Origin of the sequence: Pseudoalteromonas sp. S1650 (assembly GCF_005887195.1) — a bacterium.
Classification (GTDB): domain Bacteria; phylum Pseudomonadota; class Gammaproteobacteria; order Enterobacterales; family Alteromonadaceae; genus Pseudoalteromonas; species Pseudoalteromonas simplex.
Window position 1 is genome coordinate 24053 of record NZ_PNDF01000049.1, and the last position, 17108, is coordinate 41160.

18 protein-coding genes are annotated in these 17108 nt (G+C 41.9%); 7 read left to right on the plus strand and 11 right to left on the minus strand.

Translation table 11 applies throughout. The annotated features are described in order from the left end of the window. Positions 1–21: 21 nt before the first annotated feature. From CWB80_RS15475 to CWB80_RS15495, 5 genes are all read right to left on the minus strand, one after another. Complete coding sequence (locus CWB80_RS15475; RefSeq protein ID WP_138600969.1) at positions 22–279, minus strand: YheU family protein; 258 nt, start codon at positions 277–279, stop codon at positions 22–24. After that, positions 276–1256, minus strand: a complete 981-nt coding sequence (locus CWB80_RS15480) for a hydrolase (RefSeq protein WP_138600971.1) — start codon at positions 1254–1256, stop codon at positions 276–278. The genes CWB80_RS15475 and CWB80_RS15480 overlap by 4 nt, the downstream gene beginning before the upstream one ends. 142 nt (positions 1257–1398) lie before the next feature. Beyond that, positions 1399–1539 carry a DUF3149 domain-containing protein gene (locus tag CWB80_RS15485; RefSeq protein ID WP_074989877.1) on the minus strand — a complete coding sequence of 47 codons (141 nt, stop codon included), beginning with the start codon at positions 1537–1539 and terminating at the stop codon, positions 1399–1401. Between the two features lie 220 nt (positions 1540–1759). Next, the gene (locus tag CWB80_RS15490) at positions 1760–2185 is read right to left on the minus strand and encodes a TIGR02444 family protein (RefSeq protein WP_138600973.1); all 426 of its coding nucleotides are present in this window, start codon (positions 2183–2185) and stop codon (positions 1760–1762) included. Beyond that, positions 2172–4091 (minus strand): ATP-binding cassette domain-containing protein, encoded by a 1920-nt coding sequence (locus CWB80_RS15495; RefSeq protein WP_138600975.1) that lies wholly within the window; start codon positions 4089–4091, stop codon positions 2172–2174. The genes CWB80_RS15490 and CWB80_RS15495 overlap by 14 nt, the downstream gene beginning before the upstream one ends. A gap of 129 nt (positions 4092–4220) precedes the next feature. Here CWB80_RS15495 and CWB80_RS15500 point away from each other — a divergent pair, with 129 nt between their 5' ends. Further along, complete coding sequence (locus CWB80_RS15500; RefSeq protein WP_054554491.1) at positions 4221–4424, plus strand: YheV family putative zinc ribbon protein; 204 nt, start codon at positions 4221–4223, stop codon at positions 4422–4424. Positions 4425–4447: 23 nt separating this feature from the next. Here the strand turns inward: CWB80_RS15500 and CWB80_RS15505 are convergent, their stop codons facing one another. Continuing rightward, positions 4448–4660 carry a SlyX family protein gene (locus CWB80_RS15505; protein ID WP_054554490.1) on the minus strand — a complete coding sequence of 71 codons (213 nt, stop codon included), beginning with the start codon at positions 4658–4660 and terminating at the stop codon, positions 4448–4450. Further along, a complete protein-coding gene (locus tag CWB80_RS15510; protein WP_054554489.1) occupies positions 4647–5645 on the minus strand; it encodes a WD40 repeat domain-containing protein in 999 nt (332 codons plus the stop codon). Before CWB80_RS15510 ends, CWB80_RS15505 begins: the two co-directional genes overlap by 14 nt. A 200-nt stretch (positions 5646–5845) precedes the next feature. Between CWB80_RS15510 and fkpA the strand changes: the two genes are divergently transcribed. Next, the gene (gene fkpA / locus CWB80_RS15515) at positions 5846–6601 is read left to right on the plus strand and encodes an FKBP-type peptidyl-prolyl cis-trans isomerase (protein ID WP_054554488.1); all 756 of its coding nucleotides are present in this window, start codon (positions 5846–5848) and stop codon (positions 6599–6601) included. 55 nt (positions 6602–6656) lie between these two features. Here the strand turns inward: fkpA and CWB80_RS15520 are convergent, their stop codons facing one another. Then, positions 6657–7703, minus strand: a complete 1047-nt coding sequence (locus CWB80_RS15520; protein WP_171041544.1) for a S66 peptidase family protein — start codon at positions 7701–7703, stop codon at positions 6657–6659. Positions 7704–7849: 146 nt separating this feature from the next. Beyond that, positions 7850–8320 carry an Rsd/AlgQ family anti-sigma factor gene (locus tag CWB80_RS15525; protein ID WP_054554486.1) on the minus strand — a complete coding sequence of 157 codons (471 nt, stop codon included), beginning with the start codon at positions 8318–8320 and terminating at the stop codon, positions 7850–7852. Between the two features lie 612 nt (positions 8321–8932). Here CWB80_RS15525 and hemE point away from each other — a divergent pair. Beyond that, positions 8933–9997 (plus strand): uroporphyrinogen decarboxylase, encoded by a 1065-nt coding sequence (gene hemE / locus CWB80_RS15530; protein ID WP_054554485.1) that lies wholly within the window; start codon positions 8933–8935, stop codon positions 9995–9997. A 46-nt stretch (positions 9998–10043) separates the two neighbouring features. On the opposite strand, the gene sthA is transcribed toward hemE, so the two are convergent. Both sthA and CWB80_RS15540 read right to left on the minus strand, forming a co-directional pair. Continuing rightward, entirely contained in the window at positions 10044–11474 is a 1431-nt protein-coding gene (sthA, locus tag CWB80_RS15535) for a Si-specific NAD(P)(+) transhydrogenase (RefSeq protein WP_138600977.1), read from the minus strand. Positions 11475–11487: 13 nt separating this feature from the next. After that, entirely contained in the window at positions 11488–12621 is a 1134-nt protein-coding gene (locus CWB80_RS15540; RefSeq protein WP_058586121.1) for an acyl-CoA desaturase, read from the minus strand. A gap of 116 nt (positions 12622–12737) precedes the next feature. Here CWB80_RS15540 and fabR point away from each other — a divergent pair, with 116 nt between their 5' ends. From fabR to CWB80_RS15560, 4 genes are all read left to right on the plus strand, one after another. Then, on the plus strand, positions 12738–13370 hold the full coding sequence (gene fabR, locus CWB80_RS15545; protein WP_055198593.1) for an HTH-type transcriptional repressor FabR: 633 nt from the start codon (positions 12738–12740) through the stop codon (positions 13368–13370). A gap of 105 nt (positions 13371–13475) precedes the next feature. Beyond that, a complete protein-coding gene (locus CWB80_RS15550) occupies positions 13476–14624 on the plus strand; it encodes a hypothetical protein (RefSeq protein ID WP_138600979.1) in 1149 nt (382 codons plus the stop codon). A gap of 19 nt (positions 14625–14643) precedes the next feature. Further along, a complete protein-coding gene (locus tag CWB80_RS15555; RefSeq protein WP_138600981.1) occupies positions 14644–15300 on the plus strand; it encodes a PGRP and LysM peptidoglycan-binding domain-containing protein in 657 nt (218 codons plus the stop codon). A 3-nt stretch (positions 15301–15303) separates the two neighbouring features. Further along, positions 15304–17016: a T6SS phospholipase effector Tle1-like catalytic domain-containing protein gene (locus tag CWB80_RS15560; protein ID WP_138600983.1), complete on the plus strand. Its 1713-nt coding sequence runs from the start codon at positions 15304–15306 to the stop codon at positions 17014–17016. Positions 17017–17108: the final 92 nt, after the last annotated feature.

Consider the following 17108-nt stretch of genomic DNA (forward strand, 5'->3'; position numbering starts at 1 on the left):
GTTACAGTATAACTTACAAGTTTAGTCGTTAAACGACGCTTGGTACTCTGGATCTGCTTGTAGAGCAATGAATTCAGCTTTAGATATAATCGTAACCGACTCATGTAACTCAGAAAAAAACACCATGGCTTCACCACTTTTTAGTTGTTGATGAACCTGTGCTACTTTGCTTTCAATGCTAAATTCTTGCTCGCCGTAATCAGTGCCTTCACGTAAAACATAACTTTCGATTAAATTATACAGAGTCTCTTTATCGAGGCGTTCGTGGGGAATGATCATAACTGCTCTTTTTTAACTAATTGTTGAAAATATTCAGGAACAATTCGTTCAAGCCAATATTCGGGCTTAAAAGGGTTTTTACCACTAATAAAACCGACATGGCCACCTTGTTCTGAGATGCGCAGCGTAACATGCTCACTGACATCTAAGCTATCTGGTACGGCTTTTATTGATAACATTGGGTCATCTTTGGCGTGCACAATCAGCGTAGGTGTCGCAATGCTTTTTAAAAATGGTTTTGCACTCGCTTGCTGATAGTAATCTTCAGCACCGGCAAAGCCGTGCAATGGTGCCGTGAGCATATTATCGAATTGCCATAAGTCATCAATCGCCATCAGTTTTTCTGGCGTTAGGCTAATTTGCTGTTCGATTTGTGGTAGCTTTCTTTGCATCGACTTTTTCATACGGTCGAGCAAATACTTTTGATAAATCTTACCTAAGCTTTTACGAATAACTTCGCAAGATGAAGATAAATCAAATGGTGCCGAAACAACGGCTGCGCCAGTTAAGTTCGATTTAGTACCATGCTCACCTAAATATTTTGCTAGTACATTACCACCTAGTGAAAAGCCCACGGCAAATAACGGGCGTTTTGGGAATTTACTCTTAAGGTGATTGATGAAAAAGCGCAGGTCTTCTGTTTCGCCGCTGTGATAAGCACGTGCTAAACGGTTAACTTCGCGCGAGCAGTTTCGAAAATGCATTAAAACTACAGCAAAGCCTTGTTGCTTAAGTTTTTTCATCATGCCTTTAGCATAAAAGCTATTTATATTGCCTTCTAAACCATGCAATACAATAGCGAGGGGGGCTTGCTCATTATGAGGTGTTGCCCAAGCCAGTTCTAAAAAGTCACCATCAGGGGTATCGATAGTCAATAAGTCATACCGGGTATTATGAAAAGGGCGAAAAAAGCGCGGCATTATGGTTTGTAAATGGCGATTGCGCATCCACCACGCAGGCTTAAACTCAGGTAACATAGCTGACACTTTCGAAACAAAATAAGCACCTATTGTAGCAAGTTTTTGCTTTTTGAGAACAGCTACAAGATTTTAGCTATACACAAATAAAAAGCCCCTAAACAATAAATTGGATAGGGGCTTTGTGCGTCGTGCTTAATTCTTACTTAGGAACTTCTGCGTCATGTACTTTTTTAATGAAGTAACCAACATAGAAAAGGCATAAAACGATAACAACTGCCAAAATGCCGAATGACATAAATAAAACTGGGTCGCTAAAAAAATCTCTAAAGAATACGTTCATGGTTGTGCCTCCTAATGTCTATGGGTTAATCATAGGCTGGCTTGAGGACGGCAGATATGATCCAGATCAAGCTATTTTCCTGATGCTAAATAAGGCGATTTAATTGTTGATTTGGATCAAGTTTATTAGGGGAGTTCGGAGCTTTTAGCTATAAGTTTTAAGCAGATAGAAAGGGGCCTTTATTGAGGGCAGTTCAATTAAGATTGCTACCGACTAGATTTTACTGCTTGTCGCTTAAATAAAGCCTTACATTTTCAGCCTGTTTATGGAGGGTGAATATCATGGTATTTGCTGTGTTTATCAGTAATTGTTGCTGCTTTTTTTCAAGCTTTAATTCTGCGCTAAGTAGCTCTTTGCGAATGATAGGGTAGTCTGAAACCTCGTTTTGAATGGTTTTAAGGTAGGCGCGTGTGGCTCGTAGGGGCTGTAAAGCCTGTTGATCAAATTCGGCAATGCACGACTCAAGCTCACTCAGTTGAGAGGGGGTTACAGCCAGCTCTAACGAATCAAGATAATAAAGCAGTAGGCACAGGTTCACATTTTTGCCTTGCTGGTCTTGATAGCCTAGTAGCTTGGTTTGCATGCCGTCTTTGCTGTAAAGCTTGCATGCAAACTGCCAAAACTGTTCGCTGTTAAGCGGTTTCATCGGCAAAGGCCTGCTCTTTTTCTTCAAGCTCTTCAAGTGCCATGAGCAGCTCTTCTTCTACGTCATTAAGCTTGGGTGTTAAACTTGCTTGCTTAGCGAGTAGCTCTGTCAGTTTGGCTTTATTTTCATCATTGTATAAGTCATTGTCGGCAAGTGCGTTTTCGATTTCTCCAAGCTCTGTAGAGTACTTATCAAGTTGCTTTTCAAGCTTTTCGATTTGCTTTTTCAACGGCTGCACTGACTTTCTGAACTCAGCTTCTAAGCGCTTTTGCTCTTTGCGGTTAACGCTTGAATGGGCTTTAGGGGTATTGTCTTCAGGGCTTTTAGTAGCTTCTTTATTGGCATTGAGTAGCCATTGGTAATAGGCATCAAGGTCATAACCAAATTGTGTTACTTCGCCGTTATCAACGAGGTAATACTCATCAGCGGTATTTTTAAGCATATGACGGTCGTGCGATACGGTAACCATAGCACCTTCAAAGCCTTGCAGCGCCATAACTAAGGCATGGCGCATTTCTAAATCTAGGTGGTTAGTCGGCTCATCCAGTAACAGTAGGTTTGGCTTTTGGTAAACCAGCATAGCTAGCACTAAACGGGCTTTTTCACCGCCAGAAAATGGCGCAACTGGCTCAAGAGCTTTATCGCCAAAGAACGCAAAGCCACCTAAAAAGTCACGCAATGATTGCTCAGGAGCTTGCGGGTTTAAACGTTGTAAATGGGTCACTGCGCTGGCTTTTAAATCAAGTGACTCAAGCTGATGCTGCGCAAAGTAACCAATATTTAAGCCCTGATGCTGAAATACTTCACCTGCTTGAGGTTGTAAATCGCCAGCTAATAATTTAATCAGTGTTGATTTACCTGCACCATTTCGGCCAAGCAGCGCAATACGGCTACCCGGCACAAGGTTTAGCTTGATGCTGTGTAAAATGGTGGTGTCGCCATAGCCTGCTTTGGCTTGGTCGAGAGTCATTAATGGGTTTGGTAGTGCTGTTGGCTCAGCAAATTCAAAATCAAAGGGTGAGTCAACATGGGCTGGAGCCAGCTTTTCCATACGCTCTAGGGCTTTTACGCGGCTTTGTGCTTGCTTAGCCTTACTGGCTTTTGCTTTGAAGCGCGTAATGAATTTTTCTAGATGAGCAATTTGTTCTTGTTGCTTTTCGAACATCGCTTGTTGTTGTAATAAGCGCTCTGCTTTTTGGCGTTCGAATTGCGAGTAATTGCCTTTATAAACATTTATTTTTTGTGCGTCTATGTGCCAAATTTGGTCAACAACGGCATCTAAGAATTCTCGGTCATGGGAAATAAGCACTAGAGTGCCTGTGTAGGCACGTAAAAAGCGTTCTAACCAGTAAACCGCATCGAGATCTAAGTGGTTGGTTGGCTCATCTAGCAGTAATAAATCGGCATCACGGATCAGTGCTTGTGCTAAGTTTAAGCGCATACGCCAGCCACCAGAAAAGGCGCTTACTGGGTTGTCTATTTGCTCATTACTAAAACCTAAACCGTGTAATAGCTCTCCTGCTTTTGCCTCAATGCTATAGCCTTGAATATGTTCTAGGCCAATATGTGCTTTTGCCTGCGCATCGCCGTCGTTATTTTGCTCAGCTTCGCGTAGTGCAATTCTTAGCGCGTAATATTCAGGGTGACCTTGTAATACATAATCCAGAGCGCTGATTTCGAGCGCGGGAGTTTCTTGTTTTACAGAGGCAATTGACCAGTCTTTAGGAATTTGGCATTCACCGGCATCGAGTTGCAATTCAGACTTTAATAGCGCGAACAGCGTTGATTTACCACAGCCATTAGCGCCAACAAGGCCGACTTTATGCTCTGGGAATAAGGTTGCAGAAGCCCCTTTTAGTAAGGCGTTACCACCACGTAGAAGTTCGATGTCTGAAATTTGGATCATGAATGTTTACTTGCACAGCACTGATTAAATTGCCGCTATCATAACACGGATCACATTAGCCTTCGCAATCGTATCAAACAGAGAATTATTAGGCTAAAATAGCCGCCTACATGCCACGGGAGATCATCTATGAGACAAAGAAAACGCTTTATTGCTGGCGCATCATGCCCTGAGTGTAAGGCCATGGATACCATGATGCTTTATAAAGAACATGATGTGGAAAAAGTGGAGTGCGTACAGTGTGGCCACAAAATGACGCAACCAGAGCAGGCTGTTCAGGCCTCAACACGCCAATTTGAGCAAGTGATTGGTGTATTTAAGCCGGGCGATTAATTCCCGGCTCTATCATTACTAAATTAATAGTGCGGCGGTGGCGGCTCTTGCATTTGTGACATTAAAGATGGCTGCTGCGCTTCTTTAATCTTTTCTGCAAGTAACTCTGTCTGGCGCTTCATTTTAGCCAGCTGCTGTTGGTGCGCTTTAAGCTCATCGTTTAATATTTCAATTGTTTCATCTTGAAAAGCGACTTTCGCTTCAAGTTCCATTAGACGATCTTCAATTGTATTCATTTGATTCTCTTAGATTAAAACTTTCAGCGAATCCGCTGGAGCTTTCGGTTAATAACGCTTGGTTGTTATCAGTAAACGCAACATCTAACACCACGGCTGATTTCGGGCGGCTTCCTTCTCGAGGAATCACTTGCCACGTTTGTAATTTTTTACCTGACTCTAGTTGCCATAAATCAACCAATCGATTGGGTGAACCTGTGGCAATTAAAGTGCCTTCATCGTTAAAACGTACGGCGGTAAAAATTTTCTGACGCGCAATATACGCCAGTTTGCTAACAAGATCACCTGTAGTCAGTTGCCATACATTTGCTTGCTTCATACTGTCTGCGGTAAATGCATAACGACCTTGTGGATCAAGGGCGACTTGAGTAACGCGACTTGGGTGATTAAAGCGATGGATCACTTGCCCTGTGCGAGTGTCCCAAAAGTAAGCAACATAGTCATTTGAGCCGCTAATGGCGTAGTGACCGTTAGGTGAAAGGTCAACAACATTGACTTTTTCTTGGTGGCCAAGGAACTCTATGCGCCTGCCACTCTCTAAGTCGAGGTAAACGACTACACCGTCGGCGCGACCATATAATACACTGCGCCCTTGGTTACTTATCGCGATATCTCTAATTGTTGAGGCGTGTATTTTGTAATAACCCGTGTTGTTGCCCGTGGCAATGTTCCACACTGCAAAGGTGGACTTCTCAGCGGTAACTGCATGGCTGTTGTCGTACGAGATAGCAACAGTATGGACGAGACTATCTTGGGCTTGTTGTTGAAACCATTGGTATTTTAATACCTGCTGTTGATTATCCCACAATGCAACCCCATGGTGTATTGATGAGATTAAGCTGTATTTACCATCGTGCGACAGCGCGGAGGCGAAGGCACCTTTAGCCGCATGCTCATAGCGTGCAGTTGATTGCTCATGTTGCTCAGAGCAAGCTACAACTAAGCAAAGGCTGAGCAGATACAAAAAAGTACGAAATATCGACATATTACGAGTATTTCCCCTTAACTCTTAGTGATTGAGAGGTTAGACTAGGTCTCGTTGAAGACCTAGGTTGTTAGTCTAATCGCTGATCATGCATTGGCATGACGTTAGTTATTAGACAAGCAGCCTACCATGTAGGTCGTTAATCTTTAACTAGTAATAATACAATAATTGACAACTGCAAAGTGTGTCGGAGATATAAAATGAAAAAGACGATTAAATTGTCATTGATTGCAGCGTCAGTTTTAGCGCTTACAGCTTGTAATCAGGAAGCAAAAAAAGAACAGCAAGTTGAAGTTAAACTAGAGACTGAAGCTCAACAACAAGCATACGGTATTGGTGCATCTGTTGGTAACTTCTTAAACCAAGACCTTGCTGATAAAAAAGCGCTAGGTGTTGAATTAGACGAAGCACTTCTTAAGCGTGGTTTTGAAGACGCACTAGCGGGTAACGCTAAACTTGATGACGAAAAAATTCGTGAAGTGTTAACTGCACTTGACCAAAGCATTCGCACTAAACAACAAGAAAAAGCGAAAGTAGAATCTGAAAAGAGCAAAGCTGAAGGCGAAAAATACCTAGCTGAAAACGCGAAAAAAGAAGGCGTTACAGTAACTGAGTCTGGCTTACAGTACGAAGTGATCACTGAAGGTGAAGGCGAAAAGCCAGTAGCTACTGACGTTGTTAAAGTACACTACAAAGGCACTTTATTAGACGGTACTGAGTTCGATAGCTCTTACTCACGTAACGAACCAACTACTTTCCCACTTAACCGTGTGATCCCAGGTTGGACTGAAGGTTTACAATTAATGCCTGTTGGCTCTAAGTACAAGTTCACTATTCCATCTGAACTTGCATACGGTGAGCGTGATCTTGGTAAGATCCCTGCAAATTCAACGCTTGTTTTCGAAGTAGAATTACTTGAAATCCAAAGCGATGAAAAAGCTGTTCCAGCTGAGTAATATTTAACTCAATACAAAAAGGGCTGAAAAGCCCTTTTTTTATGCGCGAAGTTTATTAACTAAATGCCGTTTCTTTCATTTTTAATGTGCCACTATCAGCATCAAGCTCAACCACAGTACCAACAGGCAGGATAAATTGGCGCTTAATATGGCCAATCATAGCTCCACGATAAGCAGGGATCCCCAGCGGTTTTATATAATCTGCAAAAATATCATCAAGGGTTAATGAGCCATAACCACTGCCTGGCTTACAGTCTTTACAATCGCCAAATACAAAGCCTGCAATTTTATCAAGTGCGCCCATAAGTTTTAGTGTGCTCATCATCCTGTCAATTCTATACGGTGCTTCGTCGATATCTTCTAAAAATAAAATTGCGCCATTAAAGTCAGGTAAATAGTTCGAGCCTGCAAGGGCTGTCAGTACCGTTAAATTACCGCCGATTAATCGTCCAGAGGTTTTACCTGATGTAATCGTTTGGGTCAGGTACTGAGTGTTAACAAGCTCATCATCGGCTTTTGGTAAGTTTTGGAAATGCATCAACTTACGCGCTTCGAACATGCTCTTAAATTGCGCGACATGAAACGGGTTCCAGTCACTTGATGCATTTGGACCATGAAAGCTGATTAACCCAGCTTGAGACAGTAATGCATTGTGAAGAGCGGTAATGTCTGAATAGCCCATTAGAGGTTTTGGATTGTTACGGATCATTGCGTAGTCGAGCAAAGGTAGAATACGGGCAGCGCCTGAACCGCCACGTAAACACAAAATGGCATCAACCTCTTTGTCGTTGAATAAACTATTTAAGTCGCTAGCTCGCATTGCATCAGTGCCAGCTAAATGACCGCGTCTAGCTAGAATGTTTGGTGCAAGCTTAGCCTTGTAACCCAGTGCCTCTATAACGCCTTGTGCTAATAAAATATCAGCGTGCGCAGCAGTGGCAGCTGAAGGGCTACATATCCCAATTGTGCCGCCTGTAGGAAGAGCTTTTGGCTTATTTAATGTTTGGGTGCTAGCACTCTGCGCCGCCATTAAAGGAGCTGATGTCAGACTTGCGCCTGCGGCAAGAATTGAAAGTGACTTTAAAAATGACCGTTTATTCATAGCGAGCCTCATGTTTTTATAGTATGAGTATCGCATTGAAGAAAATATTTCAAATATTTGTTACGAAATGGAATAGATGATTCTTTTTAGGCAGGCAAAAAAGTGTTTTTCAGCAGAGAGTGTTTCTCTGCTGTGTAACTAAGCTGTTAGCTGGTGTGATTAGAATAAAGGTTATCGATTAACTCATCTTCTAGCTCAAAGCGCAGTTCAAGCGCTTCACCTAATGTTGATAAATCTTTATCAAACTCATCAAGCAGGTCATCTTTGTCAACTTCTGCGTATTTGTCGTTAAAGTCGAGTGCCACATCTGTGGTTTCAGAAATGCGTGGGTATAAGGCATTAGCCAGCTTTTGGCTTTCAGGACCTTTTTCTTTACACGCTTTGGCAATGTCGTCGTAAATTTCGAAATGGCCAGCAGAAAGGTAATCCATCAGAATTTGGCAAAAGTTTTGAATTTGCAGCTGATCAGGAAGGGCGTGATCTTTCTTTTCGTACGGTGAAAAGCCTGCAATACGGCAGAACAACACAAGCAGCTCTTGACGTTCTGTGAGCCATTTGTCGATTACAGAGTGACTACCACCCCACTTTTGTTGAGCTTTTTCCAAACGCGTCAGCATATTTCATCTCCTCGCTGAGTAGGTTTTCCTTTGTATATATAAAAAGGAAATATGACACAAAGATCAACTAAATTCTTAGTGTCTAATTGCAACAGATTGTAAAAGTCATTCTAAAGGCATAGTTTTCAGCATTGAATAAGCTAAAAAATTCCTTGTTTTTTAGAGTGGACTTTTTTTGCTCTCATTGCAGTGTATGGGAATTGATTCAAAACTACTAGTATTAATTTTGCGATTTTTATCTAAGTGGATGAGTTGTAATTTTCTGATTTAGAAAAGAAAAAACCACCAAAATTGGTGGTTTAATTCTTTTTCTAAGACTTGTTAAAACAAGCGTTCTTATTATTATGGGAAGATTGTTGTTCTTATTGTTATAAGATTTTTATTATTGTTTTTGTTAACGCGGGATAAGTTATACCAAGCTTTTTTGTATGTTGCAAATTTATTAATGAAAAGTTTTAAATTTATTTTGTTTTCGCTCAAAAAACACACTATAGGCTTAGGTAGGCTTAAAAAACATGATCTATATCTAGCCTTGATTATCTATCCATAGTGAGACGCGCAATATGGTGATACAATCTGCTCAATTTCATTCAGTTCTAGGATTCTATACGCATGAGCGAATTAAAAAACGATCGTTATTTACGTGCACTACAAAAGCAACCTGTTGATGTCACACCGGTATGGATGATGCGCCAAGCTGGCCGTTATTTACCTGAATACCGTGCTACACGTGCCCAAGCAGGCGACTTTATGAGTTTATGTAAAAACGCTGAACTTGCTTGTGAAGTAACGTTACAGCCATTACGTCGTTATCCGCTTGATGCTGCAATTCTATTCAGTGATATTTTAACTATTCCAGATGCTATGGGCTTAGGTCTTTACTTTGAAACAGGTGAAGGTCCAAAATTTGAACGTCCGATTTCTTCATTAGCAGATGTTAAAAAAATCCCAAATATCGATCCAACTGATGAGCTTGGTTATGTGATGAATGCGGTAAGTACGATTCGTCGCGAATTAAAAGGTGAAGTACCGCTAATTGGTTTCTCTGGTTCACCTTGGACACTTGCCACTTACATGGTTGAAGGTGGTAGCAGCAAAACATTCGGTAAAATCAAGAAAATGGCCTTTGCAGATCCACAAACACTGCACCTATTACTTGATAAATTAGCTGACTCCGTAATCGACTATTTAAACGCGCAAGTTAAAGCGGGCGCGCAATCGTTAATGGTATTTGACTCATGGGGCGGTGTATTAAGCCCACGTGACTACAATGAGTTTTCATTACAATACATGCACAAGATTGTTGATGGCTTAATTCGCGAATACGATGGCCGTAAAGTGCCAGTGACGTTATTTACTAAAAATGGTGGTCAGTGGATTGAAGCAATTGCAGCAACAGGCTGTGATGCAGTAGGTCTAGACTGGACTATTAACATTGGTGATGCAAAGCGTCGTGTTGGCGATAAAGTCGCGCTGCAAGGTAACATGGACCCAGCAATGCTGCATGGCACGCCTGAGCGTATTCGCCAAGAAGTTGCTACTATCCTAGAAGACTTTGGTACAGGCTCTGGCCATGTATTCAACCTTGGTCACGGTATTACACCAGATGTAGACCCAGAAAACGCAGGTGTATTTATCAACGCTGTTCATGAATTCAGTGGTAAATACCACAAATAAGCAAAAGCTAATCGTAAAAAAGCCCGCATTAAGCGGGCTTTTTTATTTACTGAAACAAACGATTTAAACCATTTAATGCAGCTACGCGATAGGCTTCAGCCATAGTCGGGTAGTTGAACGTGGTATTTACAAAGTAATCAATGTTATTACCGCCGTTCTTTTGTTCCATAATAGCTTGACCGATGTGAACGATTTCAGAGGCACGCTCACCGAAGCAGTGCACACCCAGTACTTCTTTGGTATCAACATGGAATAAAATCTTTAGGCTACCCACCTCAGTGCCTGCAATTTGCGCACGCGCTAAATGCTTAAATTGAGCACGGCCTACCTCGTAAGGGACTTTTGCAGCTGTTAACTCTTGCTCGGTTTTACCCACTGAGCTCATTTCAGGGATTGTATAAATACCTGCTGGAATATCAATGATCAGCTTTTCATCACAGTTACCACATGCAATCGCATCGGCTGCAATACGGCCTTGGTCAAATGCTGCACTGGCAAGGCTTGGGTAACCAATGACATCACCCACAGCATAAATGTTGTCGACTTCTGTTTGGTATGTTTCGTTCACCTTAAGCTGGCCACGACCATCCGCTTTTAGGCCAACAGCTTCAAGGTTTAATGTGTCTGTGTTACCGGTACGGCCATTGGCAAATAAAATACAGTCAGCTTTTACGCGCTTGCCTGATTTTAAGTGCATCACCACACAATCATCGCGAGTTTCTACGCGATCAAACTCTTCATTATGACGAATAACAATACCGCTATTCCAAAAGTGATAGCTTAGGGCATCTGAAATTTCTGCATCCATAAAGGCAAGTAGGCGGTCACGGGTATTCACTAGGTCAACCTTGGCACCTAAGCCTTTAAAAATAGAGGCATACTCACAACCAATTACACCGGCACCATAAATCAGCACACGATGAGGGTCATCTTCAAGGCCTAAAATGGTATCGCTGTCGTAAATACGTGGATGTTTAAAGTCTACACCTGGTGGACGGTAAGGGCGCGAGCCAGTAGCAATAACGATTGTTTGTGCAGTAAGCGTTTCAAACGAACCGTCTAGGTGCGTCACTTTAATAGTGTGTTTATCAATAAACTCAGCATCACCTTGATACATATGAATGCGATTACGCTCATAAAAGCTGCTGCGTAAATTAGATTGCTTTGAAATGACGTTACTTGCGTGGCGCAAAATATCGGGGAAAGTTAAGCGGTTAGGGCGCTCACTAATATTAAATAGCGGGTTTGCTTTATATTCAATATAACGACTTACAGAGTGACGTAATGCTTTTGACGGGATAGTACCCCAGTGCACACAACCGCCGCCTACTGCTTCTTGACGCTCAATAACAGCGACTTTCTTATTACTTTTAGATAGGTTCATGGCGGTACCTTCACCGCCAGGACCTGTACCTATGATGATTGCATCATATTGATAAGATGGAGTATCTTTTTGCTTTACTTGTTGTTTGGCCACAGCCGCTCCTATGTTAACTAAAAGAGGCTTTTAACAACCTCGCATTTAGTGCAAGCCAAGCCTGCTTTTGGTTTTCCCAAGCGGCTTCAAGCTCGTGATATTGTGTCATTAATGCTGATTTTTCACACTGTTTCATCATTTTATTGCGTTTGATTTCTAACACGCGTTTTTGCAAGGCACAGAAGTGTTGCAGTTTTTTCAGCAGTAAATCGTACTCAGATTGTAATAATGTAAGCTTATCTTGCGCTAAAGGCAATTTTGCAAGGCGACCTTGAGTCTTATTCATCAAGGTTTCTGCCTTGGCTTTTTCGATTCGCTCAATCGGTGTGCGCTTTAATTTTGAAGCAAGACCGATTGCCGCTAAAGAGCGGATCATCCACTTAGTTGGATCATAGTGATACCACTTAATGCCATTGCGATAGTCGCTAGCAAAAATGTGATGGAAGTTATGATAGCCTTCACCGTATGTGAATAGCGCTAAAAAGCCATTATCACGGGCGGTGTTTTTTTCTGTGTATGGACGTGAGCCCCAGATATGCGCCAGCGAGTTGATAAAAAAGGTAAAGTGCTGGCTCAATACTAAGCGCAGTAAACCAACCAATAATAACATGCCCCATACATCGCCAAGCATTAAACCAAGTAGTAAAGGAATACCAAAATTAGTCGCGACGACTAACTTCATATAGTGACGGTGTTGCCACATAACGACTTTGTTTTTTTGTAAGTCTCGGCAGTTACTGTAGTTACCGTATTGTTCGCCTTGATAATCGCGCAGCATCCAACCGATGTGGCTATACCAAAAGCCATTAGTAGCGGCGTAAGGGTCTTTGATTGGATCATCAACTTGACCATGGTGAATACGGTGATCGCTACTCCAGTGCAAGGCACTATTTTGTAATGCAAAAGCACCACCTAAGGCAAAAATTACTTCAATAACAGGATGCACATCATAGGCTTTGTGTGCCCACAAGCGGTGATAACCTGCAGTAATAGAAAGTCCGGCGTAGAACATACAGCCAACAAAGGCTATCCACTGTGTACTGGTGTATCCGTAGCTAAAGCCATACCAAGGAACAAGGGTGATCGCGGCCAAAAATGTAAGGCTAAAAAATAGCACATTGGTCCAAATAATCGGTGGTTTTTTCATCTGAATAAATCTCGGCGTACAGTTGTACGCTAAAATAGTGTTTCATTCTCTCCGCGTCAAGTATTAGACTAGCTCATTAACCGAAAAATCATTAAAAGTTCACGCTGGGAGTTTCCATGTCGGGTGTTAGAGCGCAACAGAAACAAAAAACACGACAAGCACTAATCGAGGCTGCATTCAATCAATTGAGTGCCGATCATAGTTTTTCTAATTTAAGCTTACGTGAAGTTGCCCGTGAAGCAGGGATTGCCCCCACCTCTTTTTACCGCCACTTTAAAGACATGAATGAGCTTGGTTTGACCATGGTTGATGAAGCTGGTTTAACACTGCGTCAACTTATGCGCCAAGCGCGTCGCCGTATTGAGAGCGGCGGTAGTGTGATCACGACATCAATCGTGACCTTTATGGAGTTCATCGATAACTCGAGCAACCAATTTAGATTGTTATTGCGTGAGCGCTCAGGAACTTCAAAAGCATTTCGTGCTGCGGTTGCTCGTGAAATTAAACATTTCATTTTAGAGCTTGCGCATTACCTTGAAAGCGAAACACCATGCGATCCAACTCATGCATACATTCAAGCCGAAGCCATGGTGACTTTAGTCTTTAATGCCGGTGCCGAAGCCCTCGATATTGAAGGGACACAACGCGAAGAGCTAGTTGAGCGTTTGATCTGGCAATTACGTTATATTGCTCGCGGCGCCACTTTATACGTGCGTGATAGTAAAGGTAGTGTAGAAAAAACAGCCTAAAGCATGGTGGATTTTTGTTCCCATTTTGTGTATCGTTTTTTGTTTAAATTAGTGACTGAATTCTAAATAGTCAGTTACGCCACAAAATAAATAGCGAGGACGCATATGCTCACCAAGGATCCGGTGAATGATAATCATGCTCATTTTCTAGAACAGAGTGAAGAAACAACGGTAAAAAACAGCCCAAGCTTTCGGGAGCTGAGTCGCAGTTTGTTATACTCGCTACCGAAAAGTGTGCAAAAGAAAATTCAAGATAACCTGCTTGGGATATTAGACGCTCATCAGGTCTCACAATTTCGAGATGATAAACGCTGCCAGTTTTGGATTAACCAAAATGGTTGGAAGCGAGTTCCTTACAGTCAGTTTCGCCATGTTTATAGCCGTATTGCGCTATACCCAAAAAGCGCCACTATTTCAAAGATCCATAGCTCAGAGGCTGCTAGCAATGCAACATCAGCTGATTTGAGAGATCAACAAGCTAGGCTATTACATAGCAATGGCTTTGAGGGACAACCCAACAGGATAGATCAACACATAACTTATACTCGTCGTGTTATCCGCCCAACAGCAACTCAACAATTTCAACCTACGTTAGCTCTTTATAAGCCTGTTGCAAATAGTAAGGTAGAGTTAAAAGTATCTCACCAAGTTCGGCAAAATTTTACAACCCATGTGCTCCAAGCATCTGAAACGGTAGAAATGTTAGCTCAACAATATACAGGCTATAAAAATGCGAACCTTATTTATGATTACAATTTGGGGTTTAGTCGTGCTAAGCCCGCACCGGCAGGTACTGGATTGATAGTTCCCAATGGTTGGAAATTAAATATAGAAGGCTCCTGCAGTAATTGCCGCAGTATAGATATAGTTTGGCAAGGGCCTACAAGTGGTCAAATTACATTGCAATTAGAAAAAAAGCGCCCAGATGAAATATCGTTTTGGCAGCATTATTTTGTTGTGAAGCCAGGTGTTTATGCTGTCACTGTGACTGCGTCAGGTCTTGTGGAAACCACCTCTTTTACAGTGCTTCAACCAACACAAGAATATGAAATTGAGTTGCTTGATCAAGCAGGTAACCCACAGGCAAACATGGGCTATAAAATTCGCTTGCGTAATGGGCATGTAGTCAGTGGAGTATTAGATAGTAAGGGTTATGCCCACGTATCAGGCCCTGACTTTGAAAACGCTAAAATAAGCTTTCATGAGTTAGATGACAAAGACTGGCAGGTGGCCAGCCCTTCCCGTAATGAATAAATTTATAAGGATATAATTTATGACCTTACAACATACTGTGTCGCAAGGCGAAACCTTGCTACGCATTGCTCGTCAATATGGGTTTAGAACCTCTAATGGTCTTTACTTGCATCCGCTTAATGCTGAGTTTCGTTCTTTAAGGCCTGATCCTAACCAAATTTACCCCGGCGACGTAATTGCTATTCCAGCAAAAGTTGAAAAATTCATGCCACTGAAAACAGGTAGTAAAAACTCTTTTATGGTGCGTGATGAAAAAGAATTCTTTCGTTTAAAACTAGCTTACGAAAATGGCGAGCAAATTACGGGAAAGCGCATTGTATTGAATATCGCAGGGCAAACAATTGATACCGTCATAGCAGAAGATGGTTTAATTGAAGTAGAGCTCACCGAAAATAAAACGCTTACAGGGCAGGTAGATTTATATCTCAATGACGAAGACACCACACCAACAAAGAGTTTTGCTATTCAAGTTGGGCACTTAGACCCTATTGAAACCTTGTCAGGAGTGCAAGGGCGTTGCAATTTACTTGGATTTGATTGTGGGAAGGTTGATGGAATTAATGGATCAAAAACACAAACAGGTGTTAAAGCTTTTCAGCTTGCACAGCAGTTGCAAGTTGATGGCATAGCAGGGCCAATTACTAAACGTCGTCTTGTTGACGTATACGGAGCATAAGTAATGAGCCAAGCAATGCCAATGGCAGTAAATCTTGTTAATACACTTGTTATTAATACCGGTGCGGGTGCAACAACAAAGCATATTATTGTAAAAGTACTGGGCGATGTTGATGTAGAAATACAGCTATTTTCACAAGGCAACAAGGTCGTAGTTGAAAAACAAGCAGCGCAGCACTACCGTTTTAATAACCTGTTGCAAGATACACCTTATACACTCAAAGCAATTGTTGCTGGTAAGGCCGAGTTTACTCTTGTTAATGAGCAGCAATTTGCAGACTATTTTAATTCAAACACGGTAAAGTCATTTAATATTGGCAGTAAGGGCGGCCCGCAACTACTTCAGCATAAAATTTTACCGAAAGGCCATGTAGAACTCACCTTACTTGCCGAACCGCCTTGCTTTGGGGTGTTTTTTGATGGCACAGGTAATAACCGTTTTAACGACATACAAGACTCAACAGACAGCAAGGAGCCCACGAATGTTGTTAAGTTGTTTGAGTTATATCCGATTAAGACTTTTCAAAATAGGCATTATGAAGAAGGGATTGGCACTAAAGCGAATAAAAGTGATTCAACACTAGATATGGGCTTGGCGTTTAGTTTTGATGAGCGCATAAAAAAATCTCTAATATCATTAAACCGTTTTATAGGGAACAGTAATTTTGAGCATATTAGTATCGCTTTAATTGATGTATTTGGTTTTAGCCGAGGCGCAGCCCAAGCGCGAGCGTTTGTTAATCAGGTCAATGCAATATATCAAGACAAGCCAAATTATTGGGGTGGCATTAAGCCAGTTATTCGTTTTGTGGGCTTATTTGATAGTGTTGCATCAATTGGCGGCGATGGCGATAATAACCACAGTGAGTTTTACGCTGATGACGAACTTGACTACCCCGTTAATTTAAATCTAGCGAGCAGCAGTGCCGGGTATGTGATGCACTTAGCTGCGTTTGATGAAAAGCGCGATAAATTCCCTCTTAGCTCATTACTCAATAGTAACAAGCTGCTATCAGAAAACCACAAAGAAATTGAGCTGCCAGGTGTGCACTCAGATATAGGTGGCGGTTATGGCCCCGTCGAAACGAGTATTCTTTACCCTCGGCAGTATATTGCAGGCCAAGCTGGTGAGCCAGAGCACGACAAAGAGCTCGAACAGCTTAAAAAGTCACTTGAGCAAAAATATTATTGGCCAACAATTAATATTCAATTTAAAGCAAGCCGGCCAAGAATAAACCGGCAACCAAAGCGAATTTGGAATAAATCAGAAAATACAATTTACACCAGCTACAGGCCGTATTGGCGCCGTAAATTAAGTAATATTCTACCGCATTATAGTTTAGCGCTTATGCACGAAACGGCTGTAAATCAAGGGGTGCCGTTGCAAAACCTAGCAGAGCTTGCCAACCGTAAACAAGCCGATGGTCAGGCTTTTCCTTATGTTTTACCAAGCGAGCTTAAGTCGCTTGTAGATACAGCGCGCAGTTTTGGCCCGCAAAGTGATGCCTGGCATGCTTTATACAAAGACTACATTCACCATAGTGTTAAATACGCGGCAACGATTGATGCGATAGCTCACGGCCCCGAAGAAGAAGCAGAATTTACCACTCAAAACCAACAGCGCGAGCTTTTTTATAACCAGCCAAGCCAAGCTGAAACAAGCATACAATGGCAATCACAACTAATAAATGGATACCGACTATGGACAAGTTTATAAAACCACTCATCTCAATTGCATGTGCTTTGTTACTGGTAGGTTGCTCGTCAACGGGAAAAATAGATTACATGGTAGCAGGCGTAGGCACTCAC